A 23,211-nucleotide genomic window follows, 5' to 3' on the forward strand; every position below is an offset into this window, starting at 1 on the left:
TTGGGATTTTTTGTTTGGTATTATTTTGTCCTGCGCATTTCTCGTGCAAGTAATGTGTTTTTAAGCAGCATGGCTATGGTCATAGGGCCTACACCGCCTGGTACCGGGGTAATGTAGCTGGCTTTTTTGCTTACGTTTTCAAAATCTACGTCGCCTACAATTTTATAACCTTTTTCGGTAGTTTCGTCGGCTACGCGGGTAATACCCACGTCTACTATTACCACATCATCCTTCACCATTTCGGCTTTCAGGTAGTTTGGTACACCAAGGGCAGTAATAATAATATCGGCCTGGGTAGTTATCTGGTTAATGTTTTTAGTGTGGCTGTGCGTAAGGGTTACGGTACTGTTGCCCGGGAAACCTTTGCGACCCATAAGGATGCTCATAGGGCGGCCCACTATGTGGCTACGGCCTATAACCACGGTGTGCTTACCTGCGGTTTCTACGTTATAACGCTCTAAAAGCTCCAGGATACCAAATGGTGTAGCCGGGATAAACGTGCTCATATCAAGCGCCATTTTACCAAAGTTTTCCGGGTGGAAACCGTCTACGTCCTTGCTTGGATCTACCGCCATAAGTACTTTTTGCTCGTCTATTTGTTTAGGTAGCGGAAGCTGTACTATAAAACCGTCGATGTTATCGTCCTGGTTTAGTTCTTCTATTTTTTTAAGCAGTTCCAGTTCGCTTATGGTAGCAGGCAGTTTTATAAGTGTGCTTTCAAAGCCAACTTTCTCGCACGATTTTACTTTGCTGCCCACATAGGTAAGGCTGGCACCATCGTTACCTACAAGCACCGCTGCAAGGTGAGGCACCTTTTCGCCGTTCGCTTTCATTTTTGCTACCTCGGCAGCAATTTCATTCTTAATGTCTTCAGAGACCTTTTTTCCGTCTAGTAGTGTCATTACTTGTTTCAGGTTTAAAGTTTAAGGTTTCAAGTTGCTTACTCGAATCCTAAAACCAAGTTGTTGTGTTGTTGTATTTTTTTGTTTAAAGTTTAAAGTTTAAAGTTTGCTTCGCCGGTTCGGCTAAAGCCTCGAGTCAAGTTCTTACTCATACCCTTAAAAACAGTATGGTTTACCGTAACGTCGGCTGAGTGAGTAACTTGAAACCTTAAACTTTAAACTAAAGGAACAGCTTCGCTGTTTACTGCATCCCCTTCATGCCGCCCATCATGCGCATAAGGTTTTTACCGGCACCGCCCTGCATCATCTTCATCATCTTGCTCATTTGGTCAAACTGCTTTAGTAGCTGGTTTACCTGTTGTATGCTGGTACCGCTACCTTTGGCTATGCGGTTTTTGCGTTTGGCATCTATAAGTGCAGGCTTGCTGCGCTCTTTAGGTGTCATACTGTGTATTATGGCCTCTATGTGTTTAAAGGCGTCGTCTTCAATTTCTACATCTTTCAGGGCTTTGCCTGCGCCGGGTATCATGCCTATAAGGTCTTTCATGTTACCCATTTTCTTTACCTGCTGTATCTGCGTAAGGAAATCGTCAAAACCAAATTCGTTTTTGGCAATTTTCTTCTGTAGCTTACGTGCTTCTTCTTCATCATACTGCTCCTGCGCACGCTCTACAAGCGACACCACGTCACCCATACCCAGAATACGGTCAGCCATACGGTTCGGGTAGAACACATCAATAGCTTCCATCTTCTCACCGGTACCTACAAACTTAATAGGCTTGTTTACTACCGATTTAATGGTAATGGCTGCACCACCACGGGTATCACCATCAAGCTTGGTAAGGATAACACCGTCAAAATCCAGCCTGTCGTTAAACGCCTTAGCTGTATTTACGGCATCCTGACCCGTCATGGCGTCTACCACAAACAGGGTTTCCTGCGGTTGTATGGCTTTATGAACGTTAGCTATCTCGTTCATCATTTCCTCATCTACAGCAAGACGACCGGCGGTATCTACAATAACCACGTTAAAGCCGTTTGCCTTAGCGTGTTTTATAGCGTTTTGGGCTATTTCCACAGGGTTGCGGTTGCCTTCTTCGCTGTATACTTCTACGCCTATTTGTTCACCCACTACATGCAGCTGGTTTATTGCTGCAGGGCGGTAAATATCACAGGCTACAAGAAGCGGTTTTTTGTTCTTTTTGGTTTTAAGGAAATTAGCCAGCTTACCAGAGAAGGTGGTTTTACCACTACCCTGAAGTCCACTCATAAGTATAACCGATGGGTTACCGCTTAGGTTAATGCCTGCAGCATCGCCCCCCATAAGCTCGGTAAGCTCATCCTTTACAATTTTTACCATCAGCTGGCCCGGCTGTAGCGTAGTAAGTACGTTTTCGCCTATAGCCTTATCGCGTACGCGGGTGGTAAAATCTTTGGCTATCTTAAAGTTAACGTCGGCATCAAGAAGGGCGCGGCGCACCTCTTTAAGGGTATCGGCTACGTTTACATCGGTAATTTTACCGTGCCCTTTTAGTATATGGAACGCTTTGTCTAATTTCTCACTTAAATTATCAAACATACTTGTGGTTTCATTTATAGAAGGTGCAAATTTAAGGATTTGATTTTGAAGTAAACAGTTATGTAAATAAAAAAAACCAGCCTCCTGGGATGAAGCCGGTTTCTTCATGAATAATCGAATTAACTGATATAGGAAAAAACTAAATTCTTTTTGACAATACTTAAACAACTGAAATATGTTTTTCCCTAACAGGTTAATAAAAAAAAGACCGGCCAATTCCCCCTGGCCGGTCTTTACATTGGAAAAACTTGAAATATGTGCAACATTTATTACATGTCCTTTACTCAGGGGCAGCAGTATTTAGTTTCCGCTGCAGTTTGCTTGTGCCAGTTGTAAAAAATTCAAAAGGTCGTCGTTGTCGCTTACTGTTAGGGTACCCGGATCGGGCATGGAAATAGTAAGCGGGTATTTTATGGTGTAGTAATCATTTTCGCGCAGGTTTATTAAAAAATGATAAAGCTGCGTATCGCTGTGCATTATATATGTGTGTTGCTCCTGGTTGCTGCTGTCGTATCCAAAGAGTGTTATGGGGTAGCTTATGGTAAGGCATCCGTTTTGGAAAGGCATTATGGTGCAGTTGTTCAGGTAATCGTTATACTCCTGTTGCGAATTTACTTCGTAGGTTGAATTGTTTTCCGGGTAGTTTATATATATAGGAAAACTGTACTCCAGTTGGTCTGTATCGGTTGAGCTTTGGGAAAAAATGGACGCTACGTTATTGTAATCACTTTGAGAGCTTACAGTTACTTGCTGCCCGTTTGCGGTAACCGTAACCGGAAGTTGTATGTTAAAACAATGTGTGCTGTCTATAATGTAGCCTTGGTCGGCCTCGTTTACTGTAGCAGTTTGCAGTAGCGTTGTTAAAGAGGAATAAGGTCCCAGCGCCCCGGAATTATTTTCGACAGAACTTTCCTCCTGGCATGAAAAGCACAGAAAACCCAATAGGGCGCCGAGGACCGTAAAAAAAAGTGTGTACTTTTTCATAGCAAATATATTGATTGGCGGAAATATTTTAAATACACATCAAAAAAAATGGCCGATACCTTTTAACAGTACCGGCCGGGAGAAAATTAATTGACGCGTTTCTTTTTCATTATATCATTTCCACTTATTGATGGGATACTCTCCTTATATACTGTATATGCCTGTTATAACAGGCAGCTAAAAAAATACCCTACCTGGAAAATGATATTTTTTTAATTTTTTTCAAAAGTCAGGTAATCCGTACCTCCGTTACCTCCGCTTTCGTCTATCAGTACAATCTTTATACCGGTACGCTCGTATACGTGCCAGTCGTCGGTAAGTTCGGTAAAATCAACAGGTGTGCTGAAAGCAATGTTAAAATGAATATCGTCTCCCGATGGGTTGTCGTCGTTGCTGTCATCGTCACTGTCTGTTACGCTCCATACACCGGTATAGGTGTTAGTAGTGTTTGTAGCGGTTAGCGTGCCGCTTTCAGCAAATGTAAAGTTGTAGCCGGTAAAGTGGTTGGTTTCATCTGTGCCGTCTTCGGTAAAGCTGGTTATGCGCCAGGTACCACTTTTCATATTGTTTGCTACTGCTGTGGCGTTTCCGTTTACATTGTTGCTGTCGTCATCAGAGCAGGCGGTTAAGGCAAGCAGCAGTGCAGCTGCTACAGGCCTAAGGGTTTTCATTGTCAGTTTCATATTTCGTGTTAATTGCGGTTTTTTTGTAATAAAAAATAAGCTTCTGTATTACAAGTAAGACAAAATTCGTGATTTTTTCTGTTTAAGGAAGGTTAAAAGTGAGTGTAGATGTTTTTGTCGAGAATTTGTGGAGTTTGAATTATTATTCGCATTAGTGCATAAAAAAAGCCTGCCGCAGGTGTTTCGACAGGCCTCTTTCATTAAAAACTATCAACTAAGGTTTACTTGGCCAAAAGAATTAATAACAAACTCAAATGTTCCGAAATTTAATTATTTTTTCACAAACTGCAAAGATGTTTTTAGAAAAAATTAACTCATTATGGAAGAATTTTTTAATTTTTTTCGAAATATTTTGTAAACTAACGTATTGCGTTTCTAAATTGTCAGTAAATACGGGCAGTTGTTTTTTGTTGTACCTTTCAGGTAGGGAAAAAGACATTATGGCTGTTTATTGTGCTTTAGTAAAAATGCTATTTTTGTATAGGGAGCAAGCCCTTGTTGGTGTATAAAAGCTAACATAAAAAACCAATTTAGCCAGCGGCATATGAAGATAGAAAGAACCGGTGGAATATGTGAGGAAATCACGTTTTCGAACTTTTTTGCAAAGCATGCCAAAACGCTTCGCAATTACCTGTACTATAAATTTGGCAATGAAGACCAGGCCGAAGATGTAGCCCAGGAAGCCTTTATAAAACTATGGGAAAACTGTGGTAGTGTAACGCCCGAAAAGGCGAAGGCATTTATATATACTGTGGCTAATAATGCATCCTTAAACCAAATTGCACACCAAAAGGTGGTGTTGCAGTATGCTAAAAAGAGTGTAAAAACGGGTGCTGATGTACAAAATCCGGAGTTTTTACTGGAAGAGCAACAGTTTAAGGTAAAACTGCAAAAAGCCATTTCGGGCCTTAGTGAGGCACAGCGTACTGCTTTTTTACTGCACCGTATAGAGGGGAAAAAGTACCATGAAATAGCCGAAATACTGGGTATAAGTGTAAAGGCTGTAGAAAAGCGCCTGCATGGTGCTTTACAGGAGCTTAGGAAACAAATTGATAATTTTAAGTAGGGTATTTTAGCACATTGCTGTTATAGATAAACAAAAGACGCAGAAACAATGGAAGATGTAAAGTTAGCAAAGTGGCTAAATGACGAAATGGATGCGCAGGAGCTGAAGGAGTTTGAGTCGTTGCCGGAATATGCCACTTACAGTAAAATAAAACAATACTCGGCAGAGCTGGAAGCTCCACAAGCCGATATGGAGGCTATGTATGCCCGTATACAACAACATAAACTACAGCAAAACCAGCCTAAGGTGCGCAGGCTTAACGCTTGGTTTGGCCGTGTGGCTGCCGTGCTGCTTATTGCTGTGGGTATTTCGGTTTATATGTATGCTGCACGTGTTACTACGCAGGCTGCAGTAGCCGGTGCTACAAATACTTTTTTACTGCCCGATGATTCTGAAATATCGCTTAATGCTGATTCGGAAGCAGAATATAAAACCTTTAACTGGGATAATAACCGCAGGCTGGAACTTAACGGCGAGGCTTATTTTAAAGCGGCCAAGGGTAAAACCTTTGACGTGGTTACGCCTCAGGGAACCGTAACGGTAGTGGGTACACGCTTTGATGTAAAAGTACGTGGCAAACGCCTTGATGTTACCTGCTACGAAGGTAAAGTTAGGGTTACTACAAAAAACGAAACCGTACTGCTTACTCCCGGTAAGGCTGTCGCGTATGAAGACGGCAATAACCTGCACGTTCCTGACGTTAAGAAAGAAGAGCCAGGATGGGTAAACCGCCATGAAGTAGACTTTAGCATAGAAACACCCGAAAATGTACTTGCTGAGCTGGAACGCCAGTTTAATGTAAAAATTAGCGTACAGGGTAAACTAAAAGATAAAGGCGGCTACAGCGGTACCCTGCCGGTAAAGAACCTGGAAGCAACCCTGGATATGTTTTCTTTACCGTATGGCTTAAAATACAAAAAACAGGGCAAAGAAATTATACTATCGGCTGAATGACGCGTGATACCCGGTATCTGCTTTTAACGTTAATACTTTTTTTTTTCGGTGCCGCTTACGGGCAGTCGTCCGAACAGAAAAGTATTGAACTAAAAAAGATACTCTCGGGTATTGCACAGCAGCATAACATTAAGTTTAATTTTGCCGAAAACGATGTGGCGGGCCATTCTATTTTCCCGCCCCAAGACAGGCTTCCGTTGCGCGCCAAACTTACCTACATAAGTAACCGCACCCTGCTTAAGTTTAAACAAAACGGAGTATACATTACCGTATACCAGCCTCCGCAAAACACTCCTAAAAGCCAAACCCGTTGCGCCTTTGTAACTGATGAAACCGGACTTATATTGGGTAATTCGGTAATTCAGTATGCGCAAACCCGTATACTCGCAGGGGTTGATGGCTATTTTGAATTCCCGGCAGATGTAACCGAGCTTATGGTAGAACAGGCGGGGTACAAGCCTCTTAGGTTTACCGTCCCTGAAACTCATGGCGACTGTGCCGAAATAAAACTGGAGCCCGATGTTCATGAACTGGATGAGGTAGTGGCAGAGCGCTACCTGGCTACGGGTATTACCCTGAACCCAAATGGTGCCTACGTTATTAAGCCGGCAAAATTTGGCATACTACCGGGCCTTACCGAGGCCGATGTGCTGCAAACCATGAAGCAGCTTCCGGGTATAAACAGCATAGACGAAACCGTAAGTAACATAAACGTACGCGGTGGCAGCCACGACGAAAACCTGTTTACCTGGAACGGCATACGCCTGTTCCAGACCGGGCATTTTTTCGGGCTTATATCGGCGCTTAATCCTAACCTGGCAAACAGTATTGAGATTTCTAAAAACGGCACTTCGGCATTATACGGAGAAAGTGTATCAAGCACTGTAAACATTACATCTCATTCTGAGGAAATAGGTGAAACCCGAGGCAACATTGGGGTTAATATGATAGGGGTAGACGGCGCTGCACGGATAAAAACATCGGCTACTTCTAATGTGGAGGTTGCTGCAAGGAGGTCGTTTACAGATGTGCTCGATTTTCCTACCTACACCAGTTATTCCAACCGTATTTTTCAGGATACCGAGGTAAGAAGCCGCAATAGTGAGTATGTTTTTTATCAAAGCGACAAGGAGTTTTATTTTTATGATGCCACAATACAATACCACCAAATCTTCAATAAAAAACACCACCTGTATGTAGACGGCACAGGTATAAGGAATAAACTCGATTTTACCCAAAGCACCTTTATGCCATATGGGCTGGTTATAAAAAGTAGTAACCTGGAACAAACCACACTGGGTGGGGCTGCTACCTTTAAATCACAATGGAATACCCGTCATAGTACAGAGGTGGGTATTTACAGCTCATATTACAATGTAGACGCAGTAAATTCTGAACTCGATTTTGGGCGGACCACGCTACAGCAAAACATTGTAAACGACAATGGGGCCCATCTTTGGTACACCTGCAAGGTAAGTGACAGCCTTAGTATAAAAACAGGTTACCAGTATAATGAAACGGGTATAAAAAATCGCGACCTTATAAATTATCCGCAGTACAGCCTGGAGGTAAAAGAAGTGCTGCGTACCCATGCGTTTGCGGCGCAGGCCGACTATACACCTTTTTACAGCCGCTGGCGTGCGCAGGGTGGTTTACGGTTTAACTATTTTGAAAAATTCGGAGTGCTGATTGCCGAGCCAAGGCTTAGTGTTTCTTACAAGGTATCGCCGGCGCTAAAAATACAATTGCAGGCAGAACGAAAAAGCCAGACTGCTACCCAGATAGTGGGGCTTCAGGATGATTTTTTGGGGATAGAAAAACGCCGCTGGGTATTGGCTAATAATGCCGATATACCCATACAAAAAAGCAGCCAGGTGGCACTGGGGGCCGGGTGGAAGCACAATGACTGGCTTGTAACCATAGATAATTTTTACAAGGAAGTAAAGGGTATTACTGCCAGTGCGCAGGGATTTCAGGATCAGTTTGAGGGGCTTAGTGCTTCGGGGAGTTATAATGTGTTTGGTACAGAAGTGCTTATACAAAAACAGTTTAAGCATTTTTACGTATGGCTTAGTTATGCCTATAATCATAATATGTACCATTTTGCAACATTTAATCCTCAAAGTTTCAGGAGTAACTTTGATCAGCCCCATGCTGTAAACAATGCCATTACTTACGAACATAAAAACCTCAAAGTATCCTTAGGGTCGAAGCTGCTTAGCGGGCGCCCTTATACTGCACCGCTTATTAATACCCCACTTGAAGATAACGGAACTTATTCTATATTATATGACTATCCTAACGGACGCCGTATGAGAACGTACTTTCAGGTAAACCTGTCGGCAGGCTATACTTTAAGGTTGGGTAATAAAAACCAACTTTACGCAGGGTTTTCGGTAATCAATCTGCTTAATCGTAAAAATGTACTTAACCGCTACTACCAGGTAAGCGATATTAACCAGTCTATAGAAACTGTAAATACATATGCGCTGCGCCGTACACCAAATGCAGTACTGAGGTTTAGTTTTTAGTAAAAAAAAAATCCGCCTGCATAGCAGGCGGATCTATCAAAATATTGATAAACTAAAACAAAATTATTTCCTGATAACTTTTTGAGTAGCTACCTGGCCGTTTGAAAACTGTGCTTTAACCATGTACATACCTGCTTGTAGCTGGCTCATGTTTATGGTTTCGCCGTTACCTGTAAGTACGGTTTGTCCTAAAGTGTTTACCACCTCAAAAGATTTTACCGGCTCACCGTTTGATTTTAGGTTTACTACATCGGTAGCAGGGTTAGGGAATACGGTAAATGTACTCTTAGTTACAGTGTCTACACCTGCTGTAGCAGCATATCCCTGGAAATATACAGACATAGGGAAGTAACCCTGGTCGCTTGCAAATGTAGCAGATGGTACATCCATTTTGTAGCTGTGAGTACCTGCAGCAAGGTTGCCAAGTTCTATTTCGCGCGTATCTATTTTACCACCCGGACACCATGAACGTGTTAACCAGTAGCTGTTACCTTGTACACTAGATCCGTAAACGCCATTACCCATAGTGTTGTACTGCCTGTATTGTTCACAGTTTTTACCAGGCTTAAAGCTAAATACCTGAGTTTCGTCAAGGTATACATAGTGCCACCTGTTTTTATATTCTTCACCACCGGCATTAGAACCGTGGTTAGACATTACTACATAAAAATAACCGTTAGTAACTGCGTTAGCAAGGTCGAAGTTGATGGTTTTAACTGTTTCGTCAAGAACATCTGTACCGGCAAGGGTATAGTCCTTCATTTCGTATTTAAAGCTTAGTTTCTCAAATACAAGATCGCCTGTAGGCAGGGTTTCATCGTATTCAGAATCAAGTATTAACGATCCTTTGTAAACATCGTTCCTGTTTGCACAGATTGTAGGGAAATCGTAAGCGGCACCACCTTGTGTAGAAGAACCCTGGTAACCGTAAATTTCAAGCTCCATCCAAAAATCGTATTGAGCCGAAAGTACCGGGTCGTGTAGTATTGCAGCAACGTTGTTGATTTCGAATACATACGGAACCGATGTTGGAGTCTGTGTAAGGTTGTTCATAAACGGAGTAATAAACCTCGCTATTTCTATCCTGTCTACATCATTGTAGCTGTAAGAAGTAGCACCTTTTGGTACAAAAGCAAGGTTTACGTTACCTATACGGTCATAGTCATCACATAAAGCCGATGCATTTACCGTAAGGGTAAGCACATTCCCCATAAGGGCTATTTGTTCTTCGGTAATTTTTTTTCCGTAAGATGTGTTGTTGTTACGCTGGGCACCTTCCGGTAGTGGTTCGTCTACAGTACCTTCATACATGCTGTAGTAAACAGCGTCATCATAAACCTGTAGTGTATAAGGGTCTGTAGCCTGAGCCGATGCCTTAAAGCCGAAAGCCGAAGTAAGTAAACCAACAAGTAGTAGTGTTTTTTTCATCGCAGAGTAAATAAGTTAAGCGCCAAAAATACCAAAAAATATTTAAGAAAAACACGCTTATACCTACTCAAAAAGTACTTTTTTAGCTAAAAACACTAATTCTTATCAGAATGTTACATTTAAAACTGGAAATATATAAATGGTTGAGGTCCTGCAGAACTTGCAGCATATACCAGCCAGAAAACAAAGCCTAATACAATGGCTTTAATTACAAGAGGCATTTTGCCAAACGAACGTTTCATGGCCGATGAAATTCCCTCGGGCATAAGATGCCATGCATACCCAAAGGCCATAAGCATAAATACGTTTTTGTACCCCATGATTATGGTTTTCCAATGCTCAGGCTCAAAGGTAATATTACCAATATTGTTGATAACCTGAAGTGCAATTTTAAAATCTTCATGGTTTACTTTGTCCTTCGCACGGAAGAAAATCCAACAGAAAGCAACAAAATGGAACGTAATTAGCACCGCAATAAATTTCCATACTACAGAAAGCGCTGTTTTTTTAGCGTCTTTTTTTGAAGGGAAAAATTCCATCCAAATTTTGTGTACTGCCAGTGCTATACCGTGCAGTGCTCCCCATACAATAAACTTTGCACCGGCACCATGCCACAATCCGCCCAGTAGCATAGTGGTTAGCAGGTTTACATTAGTAAACATGGTTTTTTCTTTTTCCTTTGCCAAAACAAACGTAAGGGTAAACACCACCAGCGAGCTTATACCAATAATAAGCGGTATGTTGCTTACACTTGCATAGTTAATGCCCCATACAATAACGCCAAAAAAGAAAAGGGCAGGGAAAAGGAAACCTGCAAAAGTGCCGTTGCGGTTACCGCCTACAGATATGTATAGAAAATCCTTCAGCCAGGTAGATAATGAGATGTGCCACCTGCGCCAAAACTCGGTAATGCTGGCCGATTTATATGGCGTACGGAAGTTAGTGGGTAGCTTAAAGCCCAATAGCAGCGCTATACCTATAGCCATATCACTATAGCCTGAAAAGTCGCAATAGATTTGTATAGTGTAGCCGTAGGCTGCCATAAGGTTCTCAAAGGGAGTGTACAAATCAGGCGCGTCAAAAACGCGGTCTACAAAGTTTATGGATATGTAGTCTGATATTATGGTTTTTTTTATAAGCCCGCCTATTATCAGGAAGAATGCCTGGGTAACATCGTCTTTAGTAAGTACCAGTTTGCTGTATATCTGGGGCAAAAAGTCTTTGGCACGTACTATAGGCCCTGCCACAAGCTGTGGGAAGAACGAAACGAAGAACAGGTAATCCAGGTAGTTCTTTGCGGGGATAATTTCCTTACGGTACACCTCAATAATGTAACTTATAGACTGGAAGGTAAAAAATGATATACCTACCGGTAGCAACACTTTGTGTACGGTATATTCCCACCCGAAAAGTTCTTTGCCGCTTTCGGCTATAAATGTTGCGTACTTAAAGTACCCAAGAAATACAAGGTTTACCGCCACGCTAAACCATAAGTAGAGTTTGCGGGGAATAGTGCGCATTTCCCTGAAAAGTAAATAGCTCAGTGTATAGTCTACAATAGTGCTGAAAATGAGCAGTACAAAATACTTTTCGCTGCACAGGTAGTAAAAGAAAATAGAAAACGCTGCAGTAAAGGCCAGCCTTGGGCGGAAAGTATTGCGCAGCAGCCCGTAGAAAAAATAAAATATAAGAAATAGCACCAAAAACCTATCGGTGCTAAAAAGCATTTGCTTCTTAGGGTTGTATAAAAACCAGTCCTTCAGGACTTCAATGTTTATTTGCGATAAATAATCGTTCAGCTGCATTGTTATCTTACTTGTCCCTGTTTGATTTAAAATAGTCGTACGCGTTTATAAAAGCTTCGCTAAAAAGGCGTCCCTGCTTTTCATATCCCTGCTTGGTGTAGTGTACCCTGTCTGTATTAATCAGTCCGCGTTTGGCGTTCTTTGGCACTCCGTACAATCCACCAAATTCTGTAAACAAATCCCATGTGGCATACTGCTTCGCTTCTTCAGCGGCTATAATACTGCCTGCATACGATGCGGCAAACGTATTAGGATACTTGCGGCGGAACAACGATGGTGGCGGCGTCATAATCAGTATAGCGGTATTGGGGCAATTAGCCTTTACGTTGTTTATAAATGTATTCAGTTGCGCCATATAATCGGCCTCCGTCATTTTATCAAACGATTCATTTGTGCCAAGTGATACCACAACCAAATCAGGTTTTAGTGCAGGCAATTGCTGAAAAAACAGCGGGTACTTGTTGTAATCGCTGGCTTTGGCACCGTTTACCCCTATGCTGTGATACAGTAGTCCGGGTGTGTCGTTTTCCAGCACCAGTCCGCTCAGGTTGTACTCATTTTGTCCCGGGTGGGGCAGTAGGTATATTTTATCAAGCGCCTGTTTGCTGTAATAGTAGTGGGTAAGCGTATCGTTTTGCAGCGTTAACGGAATAAACTCACTGCGCTTCACATCGCGTTTTACCTTTTCGTCGGTAGGTATTTTTAGGGTTTTTCCGGCGCGTATACGGTCGGTCTTCATGCTGTTAGCACGTTTTATATCGGCTACACTTACATTGTATTTGTTGGCTATGCTACCCAGTACCTCTCCGTTTTTTATACGGTGGGTTATTTTTTTAGGTTCGGTGCTTTCCAGTACTATGGTGCGGCTGCTGGTAGCCAGGTCAAAGTCTTCCTGGTTGTTAGGGGTAACAATACGTATGGTATTAAAGTCATACGATGAGTCCCTAACATTCAGTTCTACTACAAAATTCTCTCGTGTTTCAAGCGCTATACCACTAAGCCCTACTGCAAAAGCAGGGTCTACAGGCAGTATGTTGCGGCGGCTTGCCCATGATGCATTGCTTTTAAAACGGGTGTTGTAGCTGCCGTTAGTGCGTGCCAGCTGGTGCGGAAAGGTAAACCCACCACCACCGTTACCAAAGCGTTTTTGAAGCCTTTTCCGTATGGCATTGGTCATCAGGTCGGCCTGTATGTGGCTGTCGCCTATGTGTACTATGTTTATTTTTCCGGTGCCGGTTTGTTCAAGCTTGTACAATTTCTCAAACAGCTGGCGCATTACGTGCGAATTGGTAATCACATTATTACCCGGAACATCGGTAGTGTCTATATCGGCTAGAGAGTCGGTTACTACGGTAGCTGTTTCGGTAACAGCCGGAGGTGTCTGTGCTGCTACTTTTGTAAAAGCCAACAGCAGTGCTATCAGGATTGTAAGCTTACTGTGCATTAGTGGTGTCTTTTACTGGTGGAACTACAGGTACTACCGGTTTTACTTTGGTTTCTTTAGGCTGCGTTGCAGGCTTTTTTGCGCTGTCTTTAGGCAGGGCAGGGGTAGTGCCTTTTGCAGGTGTGGTTACCTTAGGCGTTACCGTAGCCGGGGTTGTTTTTTTAACCACGGTCTTAAAGCTGTCTGCCGGTTTTGCAGCCGGTGCCTGTGGTACGGGCTTGGCTACCGGTGCCGCTGTATCTATAACTTCTTTTGGCAATGGCTTACCGCCACGCAGCGCCTTGTATTTTTCGTAACCACTGTTTAGCTGGCCGTAAATAAGGTCGGCTATCTGCTTGCTTCCCCTGAAGTTAAAGTGGGTATAGTCTTTATTAGCGCGCGCCGGTTCGTCTTCTACCCAGCGCACCATACTACCATCGCCGCCCATAAGGGTGTACAGGTTTATGAATGCCGAATTAGTTTTTACAGCATAGCGTTTTTGCGCCATGGCTACCGGTACTACAGCCGAATCGGTTTTCATTTCGGTGCCGTACTTGGTCGATTTATCCGCAGTGGAAATAATCAGTATCGTTGTCCCCGGAAAACATTCGCGCAGGTGTTCTACAACGTGTGTCATGCTACGCTCGTACCAGTTGTATTTTAGCGAACCGTTGTTCAGTATGTTTGTGCCGTATTGTAGTACAATAAGGTCGTACCCCAGCTTGTCGTTAAACGCTTTCATCAGCGAAGCGTTAAACGTGCTGTTTGGTAAGCCCGAGTTTCCGCGTGTACTGAAGTTATCTATATGCACACCACGCCCATTATCAAAGTTAAAGCCGTAAAACGGTATGCTGTCGGCCTTAATGAAGTCGGCCTTAAAGCCTTTGTAGTTGTCCGACAGCTTCAGAGTGTTCAGTAACGACGAAGGGTTTAGTTTCTTTACCAATGTATCTTTGCCCACCACCACACGAAGCGAAGCATCGCGGTTACCGCTACGCCCGTAGAACAGGGTAGGGTTGTTTAACGATGTAAGGTGGTTCAGCTTGGTGCCTGCATAGCGCACCCAGGTGGTGTTTACGGTATCGTGCTTTACAAAGAACACGCGCCCGTTAACGCCAAACGGCCTTGTAGGGTGTTTTACGTTAAGGTAGCTCTGTGTTTTCCAGTTGGTAGAAAACTGGTGCGTAACGGTGCTGCGCGATTGTGCCGACTCCGATGCGATGCTTACAAAGCCCACGCCCTCGCCGCCAAAACGGTTTTGCATGCTGGTGCGCAGGTCTTTTACAATCATATCGCCATCGGTCATGGAGTCGCCAAAGTAAGCAATGCGCACATTACCCTCTCCGGTTTTTTCCAGCTGCATAAGCTTTTCATAAAACTGTATCAGGTGCTGGAAACCCTTATAGTCGTCAAAGTCCTCAGCGGGGAATTTTACGCCGTAGGTTTCTTCAAAGGTAATTTTAGTATGGGTAAGCGTGTCTTTTTCGGGCACGCTGTCATCAGAGGCGCTTGCTGCCTCCAGCATAAGGCTGTCTACCGCCACATTTTTTATGTTTGTGGTGGTTTCGGTAAATATTTTTTCGGGTAAAACCTCCTTAAAGCCCAGCATAGCCAAAGCAGCCACGGCTACAACAATGTAGGCCCTGAAAAAGTTTCCGTCGTTCTTTTTGTTATCTGTCGGTTCCACTACAATAGTCCTGTTTTATATAGAGGTTCCAAAAAATTACATGCGCTCAGGCACGTTGATGCCCAGCAGGCCGAAAGCCAACTTAATGGTTTCGCCTACTTTTTTGCTCAGCTGCACACGGAATATCTTTTCGTTTTCTGCCTCAGCTCCCAGTACTGGTATGCTTTGGTAGAATGAGTTGTACTCCTTAACCAGGTCATACGTATAGTTAGCCACAAGCGCAGGGCTGTGAGTAGTGGCAGCGCTTTGTATTACCGCCGGGAATTGTGCTACTTGTTTCAGTAGTTCTTTTTCCTTTTCGTGCAGGTTAATTTGCTCCGGTGTAAGGGTAGCACTAAAGTCAAATTCGGCGCGGCGCAATAGGCTTTGTATACGTGCGTAGGTATATTGTATAAACGGCCCTGTGTTACCTGCAAAGTCTACCGACTCCTTAGGGTCAAACAGTATGCGTTTTTTAGGGTCTACTTTTAGTATGTAGTATTTTAGTGCACCAAGGCCTATGATTTTGTATAAACGCGCCTTGTCCTCATCAGAATAACCATCGAGCTTGCCCAGTTCTTCTGCAATGTTCTGAGCAGTTTCTGCCATTTCGCTTATCAGGTCATCGGCGTCTACCACGGTACCCTCACGGCTTTTCATCTTGCCCGAAGGAAGGTCTACCATACCGTAAGACAGGTGATACAGGTGCTCTGCCCAGTCGTAACCCAGTTTTTTCAGGATAAGGAACAGCACCTTAAAGTGGTAGTCCTGCTCGTTACCCACCGTGTACACCATACCGCCCACATCGGGGAAGTCTTTTACACGCTGCACAGCAGTGCCCAGGTCTTGTGTTATGTATACCGAAGTACCGTCTTTACGCAGTACCAGTTTTTCGTCAAGGCCATCCGGGGTAAGGTCTATCCATACCGAACCGTCCTCTTTTTTGTAGAACACACCTTTTTCAAGGCCTGCATCTACTATGTCTTTACCTAAAAGATAGGTGTTACTCTCGTAATAATTCTTATCGAAGTCTACGCCAATGGCTTCAAAGGTAGCATCAAAACCTTCGTATACCCAGCCGTTCATTTTCTCCCAAAGGGCAATAACTTCGGGCTTACCGGCTTCCCAATCCAGAAGCATTTGCTGGGCTTCAAGGATTATAGGAGCGTTCTTTTTGGCTTCGTCTTCGGTAGTACCATCGGCTACAAGGGCATTGATTTCGTTTTTGTATGCTTTGTCAAATTCCACATAGTACTTACCCACCAGCTTATCGCCTTTAAGGCCGCTTGTTTCAGGGGTTTCGCCGTTTCCGAACTTTTCCCACGCCAGCATACTTTTACAAATGTGTATACCACGGTCGTTTACTACCTGTGTCTTGTGTACCTTAGTACCCGATGCCTGTAGTATCTGCGCTACCGAATAGCCTAAAAGTACATTACGCACGTGGCCCAGGTGAAGGGGTTTATTGGTGTTTGGCGAAGCATACTCTACCATTACCGCCTTGCCGTCTTCGGCTGGGGTGGTAAATCCGAACTTTTCATCGCCTTTAATGTCGTTAAAGAAGTTGATGTAGTAGCTGTCGGCTATTACTATATTCAGGAAACCCGCCACTACATTAAACCTGCTTACAATACCGGCGTTGTCTACCAGGTATTGCCCTATTTTGTTGCCCAGCTCGGCAGGGTTGCCCTTAACAAGCTTAAGCAGCGGGAAAATAACCACGGTGATATCGCCTTCAAAATCTTTTCTTGTAGCCTGTAATTCAACTTTTTCAAGGTTGATGCCATACAGGGCCTGCACCGCATTTTGTACGTGTTGCGTTATGATTTCTGGTAATGCCATGGGTTGTAATTTTTTTTAAGCGTGCAAAGATAGTATTTTTTCGTTTATGGTTAGTTGTTTGTAGTTCATGGTTTATTGTTCATGGTTGCTTACTCTGATTTAATTACTGGTTCTGTCTGTAGTTGCCTGCTTTTTAAGTTTGAGTGAAGCTGTTCCCCTCTTGAGACTATCGTGTGGACACATCTTTGCGACTTGGCGGCTTTGCGAGGAATTTTCTACCACAAGGGGCGCAAAGTTTTTCACGAAGAGCACAAAAGACCTAAATTATGCTTAATACGAACACGAAGGCTTTCCTTTGGAAAGCAAAAAAGTTCACAAAGCGATTTGTGTCCACACGATGGCTCTTGAGAGGGGTTAGGGGTGTGTCTTAGCGTTAAATTCTGTATATATGATGGTTTTAATCATGTGGGATTCTTAAAAAAGAAATTTTAAGCTAAATATTTTGTCAAAACCAAAAATACACTGTATACTTGTGGTCATATTAACCATTATATAAAACGTTATAGTGGAGCGTTTGCGAAAAGCATAAACCCAAACCCAAACTTGTAACCAAACTCTCTTTCGCGATAATGAAAACAATTCATTTCTTAAAAATGTTTGTATTGCTGATTGTATTATCAGTAATACCCGGATGCTCGTCTGACGACAACAAGAGCACCGACAGTGGAATAACCTTTGCGGTAACACCCGAAACACTACAGTTTACTGCAGCAGGCGGAAACAACATTCTGAACATCAGTATCGACCCGGCGCGCCAGTGGACGATAAACAACCCTGCAGGCTGGGTAACCATTGAAGCTGTTAGTGGTACAGGTATGGCGCACCTTAACTTTACCGTGGCGGCAAACGAGTCGACCGAAGCCCGTTCGGCTACTGTTGTTGTTACTTCGGATACCGAAACCCGCCAGTTGGTTATTACACAGGATGCCTATGTGCCTACTGGTATAGTGTATGATGTAACTCCCGATGCCAGCAATATGGGAACCTGGACCAGTGTAGAGCTTACTGCCCAAATGGGTACCGGCTGGAACCTGGGTAACAGCCTTGAAGCTATAGGCGGAGAAACAGCCTGGGGTAACCCTGCTACCACGCATGCGTTTATAGACGCTGTTAAGGCTGCCGGCTTTAATACCATACGCATACCGGTGTCGTGGAGTGTGTTTTCTAACTCGGCAGATTATACCATAAGCGCTACATGGATGAGCCGCGTAGAGGAAGTGGTAAACTACGCATTAGACAACAACATGTATGTAATTATGAATGAGCACTGGGATGGCGGCTGGATGCAGCCTACCGCAGCGCAAAAAGATTATGTAAACGACCGCCTGGGCAAAATGTGGAAGCAGATAGCCACGCATTTTCGTGATTATGATTACCACCTGCTGTTTGCCGGAAGCAATGAAGTAATGGTAGAGGGTAACTATAATACGCCTACAGCAGAGTACTATACTACACAAAACAGCTTTAACCAAACGTTTGTTAATGCAGTACGCTCTACCGGTGGGCGCAATGCTTACCGCTACCTTGTGGTACAGGGCTTTAATACCAATATAGACCATACCGTAAACTTTGCTCAGATACCTGAAGACGTAGATATTGCTACAAACCGCCTGATGATGGAAGTGCACTACTACGATCCGTACAACTTTACACTAAACGAAAACAGCACCATTACCCAATGGGGTTCTATAGCAACCGACCCGGCAGCTACCGAAACCTGGGCGAATGAATCATACGTGGATGCTGAGTTCCAGAAGATGAAAACCAATTTCATCGACCAGGGCGTAGGTGTTATTTTGGGCGAATTTGGTGCTATTGTGCGCACTGACGTAGAGGGCAGTGAAACCTTCCGTAAGTACTACCTGCACTATGTAAGTAACTCGGCACGCACACACGGTCTGGTACCTGTGTATTGGGATAACGGCTTTATAGGAAACCATACCATGGCAATATTTAACCGGAATACCGGCGAGGTAGTATATCCTGAAATACTGGCTTCTATATTACCGTAAATTCTATCTATTTCATATAATTTTGGGTTAAGCCATCTGTGAAAGCAGATGGCTTTTTTGATGGTTTCACATGGTAACCTGTAATGAGGAGTGTTTGAGTGAAGCTGCTCCCTCTCCTTGGGAGAGGGTTGGGAGAGGCTTATTAAAAATCTCCCTTAAAATGCCTACCTTTGCCGCATGGAACAGGAACTGAAAAGGCTGAATAAATTTATTTCGGAAACAGGCTATTGCTCACGCCGCGAGGCCGACAAGCTTATAGAGGAAGGACGCGTAACCCTTAATGGCGTTGTGCCCGAAATGGGTACGAAAGTAGGTCCCGATGACGAGGTGCGTGTAGACGGCAAGCTTATTTCGGAAAAGCGCGGACAAAGCGTGTACCTGGCATTCCATAAGCCTGTGGGTATAGAGTGTACTACTAACCTGGAGGTGAAAAACAATATTGTAGAGTATATTAACTACCCGAAGCGCATCTTTCCGATAGGCAGGCTGGATAAAGCCAGTGAAGGGCTGATACTGATGACCGATGATGGTGATATTGTAAATAAGATACTCCGTGCGCGAAACAACCACGAAAAAGAATATATTGTTACGGTAAACAAACCGATAACCGATCGGTTTATTCAGCGTATGGGTAATGGTGTGCCTATCCTGGAAACCATAACCCGCAAGTGCCTTGTAGAGCAGGTGAGTAAATACGTGTTCCGTATTATACTTACACAGGGGCTAAACCGCCAAATTCGCCGTATGTGCGAATACCTGGGCTATGAGGTTACGGCACTAAAACGTATCCGTATCGTAAATATTTCGCTGGATATACCGGTAGGGCGTTACCGCGACCTGACCACAGCTGAATTAAACGAACTGAACAGGCTTATAGAACCATCAAGTAAAACCGAGGAGGCGAGCTTACCAAAACCCGAAAGTCCCAAAAGCCCCCTAACCCCCAAAGGGGGAAACAACAGGGGTGCTAATAAAAAACCGTTTGGTGCAAACCGTAAACCCGGCGACAAAAGAGATGGTGGTTTTAAGGGTGGTAACAGGCAGGGACGTTAATTTTGTTTAGGGATTAAATCCGTTATTGCGAAGCATCCGTTTTATCTGCGTTCCCTTAAACGATAATCAATAAAAAATAAAAAATAGCACATTAAAGGCTCAGCATGTCTTTAAACAATACTGATTGCCTGCGCGATATTTCTACTTCGGTACCGTTTGTAAGGGTAGCAATAAGTTTTCCGCTAAGGGCATTTTCCACGCTTTTTATAAATTGCAGGTTAATAACCTGCTGGCGGTTTGCCCTGAAAAATAAATGCTGAGGCAGGCGTTCTTCTATCTGGTTCAGTGATTTGTAAATCAGTGGCTTGTTGTCGTTAAAGTACACGCGGGTGTAGTTGCCCACAATTTCGCACAGTTGTATATCGGCTATACGTACCAGCCAGCATTTTTCTCCGTCCTTTATAAAAATCTGGTTGTTTTCCAGTAATGGGCCCTGCGTGGTTTGTGTTTGGTTTATCTTTGTTTTTACCTTTTCTACAGCATCGGCAAAACGTTTTTCGTTTATGGGTTTCAGCAGGTAGTCCAGCGCATTGTACTCAAATGATTTTATAGCGTATTCATCAAAAGCCGTAGTAAATACCACCAGCGGTACCTCATGCAGCATTTCCAGGAGCTCAAAACCATCTTTGCCCGGCATGTTTATGTCCAGGAAAATAAGTTGGGGCTGCAGTTTGTTTATAAGATCATAAGCATGATCGGCATTTTCTGCCTCAGCCACCACTTCTATATCCGGGTGTAGCTTTATAAGTTCGTGCAGTTCGTTCCTGGCCAGGCGCGAATCTTCTACAATTATGGTCTTTATCGTGCTCATTCTTCGGTTTTGTTTAGCGGAATGGCTATGTAGGCTTCTACAAGCCCGTTTTTTTCTTCCAGGGTAAAACTTGCCTTATCTCCAAAGATAAGGAAAAGTCGTTTCTTTATGTTTTCCAGTCCCAGGCGGGTGCCGCCTTCGGCCATGTTTAGCCTTCCGGAATTCAGTACGCCTATACGCAGTATGTTGTCGGTGCCTTTTTTAACGCATAGTTTTACTATTCCGCCTTCCTTCAGCTTACCTATACCGTGCTTTACGGCATTTTCTACCAGCATTTGTATAACCATGGGCGGTATGGCTATGTTTAGTACATTGGTATCAACGTCCATACTGAACTGCAGGCGGTCTTCAAACTGTATTTTGCTTATCTCTATGTAATTGTCTACCGTTTGCAGCTCCTCTTTTAGTAGAATGGTGTTGGTGTCGTTTTTGGTAAGGCTATAGCGCAGCATTTCGCTAAGGCGCGTTATGCTGTCGCGGGCGCGTGTAGTATCTTCCAGTATCAGTCCGCGTATGTTGTTCAGGCTGTTAAACATAAAGTGCGGGTTTATCTGCCCTTTCAGTGTATTGAGTTGAGAGTCGCGCAGGTTGTTTTCCAGTTGCAGCTGTTTTATCCTTACCTGTTTAAGGTGTTGTACCAGTTTTATGGTAATGATGGTAAACAGCCATATAAGGAACATAGCCGCGAAATAGGACATATTCAGTATCTTAACGTAAGTAGGGATGTCCATTTTTGTGTGCATGATAAGGCGGTGCACTTCAGATAGTGCCGGCCACAACATATATGTGTAGGCTACCTGTACTGCAATAAATGTAAGCACTACTTTTCCACCCATTGCGGTGCGGTATCTGCTGAAGTCGGAATTTTTTTCCACAACCCACAGCAGGGGGATGGAAAGCATATAGGCAAGGAAACTGCATACTAAGGCTTCGGCTATATAGTAACTAACGTCCTGGTATACTTTATCAAGGTATTGGGTTTCCATGTTTACCTTAATATATACCTTAACAGCAGTAAGCGTACAAAGGATGTATAGCAGAAAACCTGCAAACGTATATATGTGGTATTTTACTTTGTATAAAAATGTCATAGCCCGGTAAAAATAAAGGCAGTAACTACACTGCCTTTTAACTAACTCAGATTTTACTCGTACCCGACAGGTTGCCTTATGGGATGATGAAACCCACAACCGCCGGTTTTTTGATTGATGACTCCTATTTGTATAAGGTGTCTGTTTAGAATAAAGAAACTACAAAATGTATAGCTACTTTAATTACGTGTACAACTACTGTTATCATGGTAGAAAAAATTGGTAATGGGATTTTGGTTTATTAATTTCAATTCAAAAGTAGTTTTTTCTGTAATACAAATTAAAAAAATATGTTAAACGGTATTTTTAGCAGCCCGAATGGTACAGCCGTAAATTAGGTGCGGTTGTATAACATTATAAATAAATGAATATCTTTGTTTGAATATTGCAATAATTAATTGGTGTGGTATGAAAACAGAGAGTTTAGAGCAGTTTTATACAGATAAAAAAAGGCCGGTACCCGAAGGTGTAAATAAAATCACGGGCCACATGAATGTTTTCAGGCTGGAGGAATGCGCTCATGACAAGCCCATTCATTACGCCCGCCGTGATTATTATAAGGTTACGCTGCTTAGGGGGCATAACCGTTACCATTATGCCGATAAAAGTATAGAGGTAAACGGCACTTCGCTAATTTTCTTTAACCCTCAGGTGCCTTACACATGGGAATACCTTGCACCCAATCCCACGGGTTATTTTTGCATATTTACGCCCGGTTTTTTTACAGAGAAATCCAGGATTCCGCTCAGTGAACTTCCTATGTTTGTGCCGGGAGGTAAGCCTGCTTATGTGTTAAGTGACATTCAAGATGAAGCCTTCTCGGGTTTGTTTGAAAAGATGCTCGATGAAATAGATAGCGATTATCCTTTTAAATATGACTTGCTGCACAGTTATTTAACTGAAATGATACACCTGGCGCTAAAAACAGAAGCCGCTAATAATAATGTGTACGAGCACCCGAATGCCAGCACGCGTATTACGGCAGTATTCAGGGAATTGCTGGAACGCCAGTTTCCGGTAGAAACCCCCATGCATAAAATGAACATGCGTTCGGCGGCAGATTATGCTAATGCGCTTTCGGTGCATGTAAACCATCTTAACCGCGCAGTAAAGGCTACAACCGGTAAAACTACAACCAATCTTATAAATGAGCGCCTGGCTGATGAAGCCTGTGCTTTATTAAAGCATACCGACTGGAATGTGGCTGAAATAAGTAACAGTCTTGGCTTTGAGGAACCAAGCCATTTTAATAACTTTTTTAAGAAACACACAGGCGAAACCCCACGCCGTTTCAGGGTGGTGTAGTAGTTGTTTGATTTTTGCAATTTTTGGTTTGATTTGCGATAGCGCAGCCCCTTGCTGCTGCTGTACCTTTGTCCTG

At 43.3% G+C, this 23,211-nt stretch carries 17 protein-coding genes; 6 read left to right on the forward strand and 11 right to left on the reverse strand.

Annotated features, from left to right (window positions below; all coding sequences use genetic code 11):
• Positions 1–20: 20 nt before the first annotated feature.
• The 4 genes from ACLI1A_RS16615 to ACLI1A_RS16630 form a co-directional block, all read right to left on the reverse strand.
• Positions 21–902 (reverse strand): bifunctional 5,10-methylenetetrahydrofolate dehydrogenase/5,10-methenyltetrahydrofolate cyclohydrolase, encoded by an 882-nt coding sequence (locus ACLI1A_RS16615; protein ID WP_411409809.1) that lies wholly within the window; start codon positions 900–902, stop codon positions 21–23.
• Between the two features lie 241 nt (positions 903–1,143).
• Entirely contained in the window at positions 1,144–2,481 is a 1,338-nt protein-coding gene (ffh, locus tag ACLI1A_RS16620; protein ID WP_411409810.1) for a signal recognition particle protein, read from the reverse strand.
• Between the two features lie 300 nt (positions 2,482–2,781).
• Positions 2,782–3,465 carry a hypothetical protein gene (locus ACLI1A_RS16625; RefSeq protein WP_411409811.1) on the reverse strand — a complete coding sequence of 228 codons (684 nt, stop codon included), beginning with the start codon at positions 3,463–3,465 and terminating at the stop codon, positions 2,782–2,784.
• A gap of 212 nt (positions 3,466–3,677) precedes the next feature.
• Positions 3,678–4,148 (reverse strand): hypothetical protein, encoded by a 471-nt coding sequence (locus ACLI1A_RS16630; RefSeq protein WP_411409812.1) that lies wholly within the window; start codon positions 4,146–4,148, stop codon positions 3,678–3,680.
• A 544-nt stretch (positions 4,149–4,692) separates the two neighbouring features.
• Between ACLI1A_RS16630 and ACLI1A_RS16635 the strand changes: the two genes are divergently transcribed.
• Genes ACLI1A_RS16635 through ACLI1A_RS16645 form a run of 3 tightly spaced genes read left to right on the forward strand, consistent with a single transcriptional unit; the run spans position 4,693 to position 8,699 of the window.
• The gene (locus ACLI1A_RS16635) at positions 4,693–5,214 is read left to right on the forward strand and encodes an RNA polymerase sigma factor (RefSeq protein ID WP_411409813.1); all 522 of its coding nucleotides are present in this window, start codon (positions 4,693–4,695) and stop codon (positions 5,212–5,214) included.
• A 48-nt stretch (positions 5,215–5,262) separates the two neighbouring features.
• Positions 5,263–6,168: a FecR family protein gene (locus tag ACLI1A_RS16640; protein ID WP_411409814.1), complete on the forward strand. Its 906-nt coding sequence runs from the start codon at positions 5,263–5,265 to the stop codon at positions 6,166–6,168.
• Positions 6,165–8,699, forward strand: a complete 2,535-nt coding sequence (locus ACLI1A_RS16645; RefSeq protein ID WP_411409815.1) for a TonB-dependent receptor plug domain-containing protein — start codon at positions 6,165–6,167, stop codon at positions 8,697–8,699. The genes ACLI1A_RS16640 and ACLI1A_RS16645 overlap by 4 nt, the downstream gene beginning before the upstream one ends.
• 63 nt (positions 8,700–8,762) lie before the next feature.
• Here the strand turns inward: ACLI1A_RS16645 and ACLI1A_RS16650 are convergent, their stop codons facing one another.
• The 5 genes from ACLI1A_RS16650 to argS form a co-directional block, all read right to left on the reverse strand.
• A complete protein-coding gene (locus ACLI1A_RS16650) occupies positions 8,763–10,127 on the reverse strand; it encodes a peptide-N-glycosidase F-related protein (RefSeq protein WP_411409816.1) in 1,365 nt (454 codons plus the stop codon).
• Between the two features lie 119 nt (positions 10,128–10,246).
• Complete coding sequence (locus tag ACLI1A_RS16655; RefSeq protein WP_411409817.1) at positions 10,247–11,932, reverse strand: MBOAT family O-acyltransferase; 1,686 nt, start codon at positions 11,930–11,932, stop codon at positions 10,247–10,249.
• Between the two features lie 7 nt (positions 11,933–11,939).
• Positions 11,940–13,376 (reverse strand): GDSL-type esterase/lipase family protein, encoded by a 1,437-nt coding sequence (locus tag ACLI1A_RS16660; RefSeq protein WP_411409818.1) that lies wholly within the window; start codon positions 13,374–13,376, stop codon positions 11,940–11,942.
• Complete coding sequence (locus ACLI1A_RS16665) at positions 13,366–14,964, reverse strand: hypothetical protein (RefSeq protein ID WP_411409887.1); 1,599 nt, start codon at positions 14,962–14,964, stop codon at positions 13,366–13,368. The genes ACLI1A_RS16660 and ACLI1A_RS16665 overlap by 11 nt, the downstream gene beginning before the upstream one ends.
• A 114-nt stretch (positions 14,965–15,078) precedes the next feature.
• Positions 15,079–16,863, reverse strand: coding sequence for an arginine--tRNA ligase (gene argS, locus ACLI1A_RS16670; RefSeq protein ID WP_411409819.1), 1,785 nt, complete (start codon positions 16,861–16,863; stop codon positions 15,079–15,081).
• Between the two features lie 569 nt (positions 16,864–17,432).
• Here argS and ACLI1A_RS16675 point away from each other — a divergent pair.
• Positions 17,433–18,875, forward strand: coding sequence for a cellulase family glycosylhydrolase (locus ACLI1A_RS16675; protein WP_411409820.1), 1,443 nt, complete (start codon positions 17,433–17,435; stop codon positions 18,873–18,875).
• A 177-nt stretch (positions 18,876–19,052) separates the two neighbouring features.
• Positions 19,053–19,928, forward strand: a complete 876-nt coding sequence (gene rluF / locus ACLI1A_RS16680; RefSeq protein WP_411409821.1) for a 23S rRNA pseudouridine(2604) synthase RluF — start codon at positions 19,053–19,055, stop codon at positions 19,926–19,928.
• Positions 19,929–20,019: 91 nt separating this feature from the next.
• Here the strand turns inward: rluF and ACLI1A_RS16685 are convergent, their stop codons facing one another.
• Positions 20,020–20,739, reverse strand: a complete 720-nt coding sequence (locus ACLI1A_RS16685) for a LytR/AlgR family response regulator transcription factor (protein ID WP_411409822.1) — start codon at positions 20,737–20,739, stop codon at positions 20,020–20,022.
• Positions 20,736–21,830, reverse strand: coding sequence for a sensor histidine kinase (locus ACLI1A_RS16690; RefSeq protein ID WP_411409823.1), 1,095 nt, complete (start codon positions 21,828–21,830; stop codon positions 20,736–20,738). The genes ACLI1A_RS16685 and ACLI1A_RS16690 overlap by 4 nt, the downstream gene beginning before the upstream one ends.
• Positions 21,831–22,238: 408 nt before the next feature.
• Here ACLI1A_RS16690 and ACLI1A_RS16695 point away from each other — a divergent pair, with 408 nt between their 5' ends.
• Positions 22,239–23,135 (forward strand): helix-turn-helix domain-containing protein, encoded by an 897-nt coding sequence (locus ACLI1A_RS16695; protein ID WP_411409824.1) that lies wholly within the window; start codon positions 22,239–22,241, stop codon positions 23,133–23,135.
• The last annotated feature ends 76 nt before the right edge of the window (positions 23,136–23,211 follow it).

It is taken from the genome of Flavobacterium sp. RHBU_3 (assembly GCF_046613565.1).
Lineage (GTDB): Bacteria > Bacteroidota > Bacteroidia > Flavobacteriales > Flavobacteriaceae > Flavobacterium.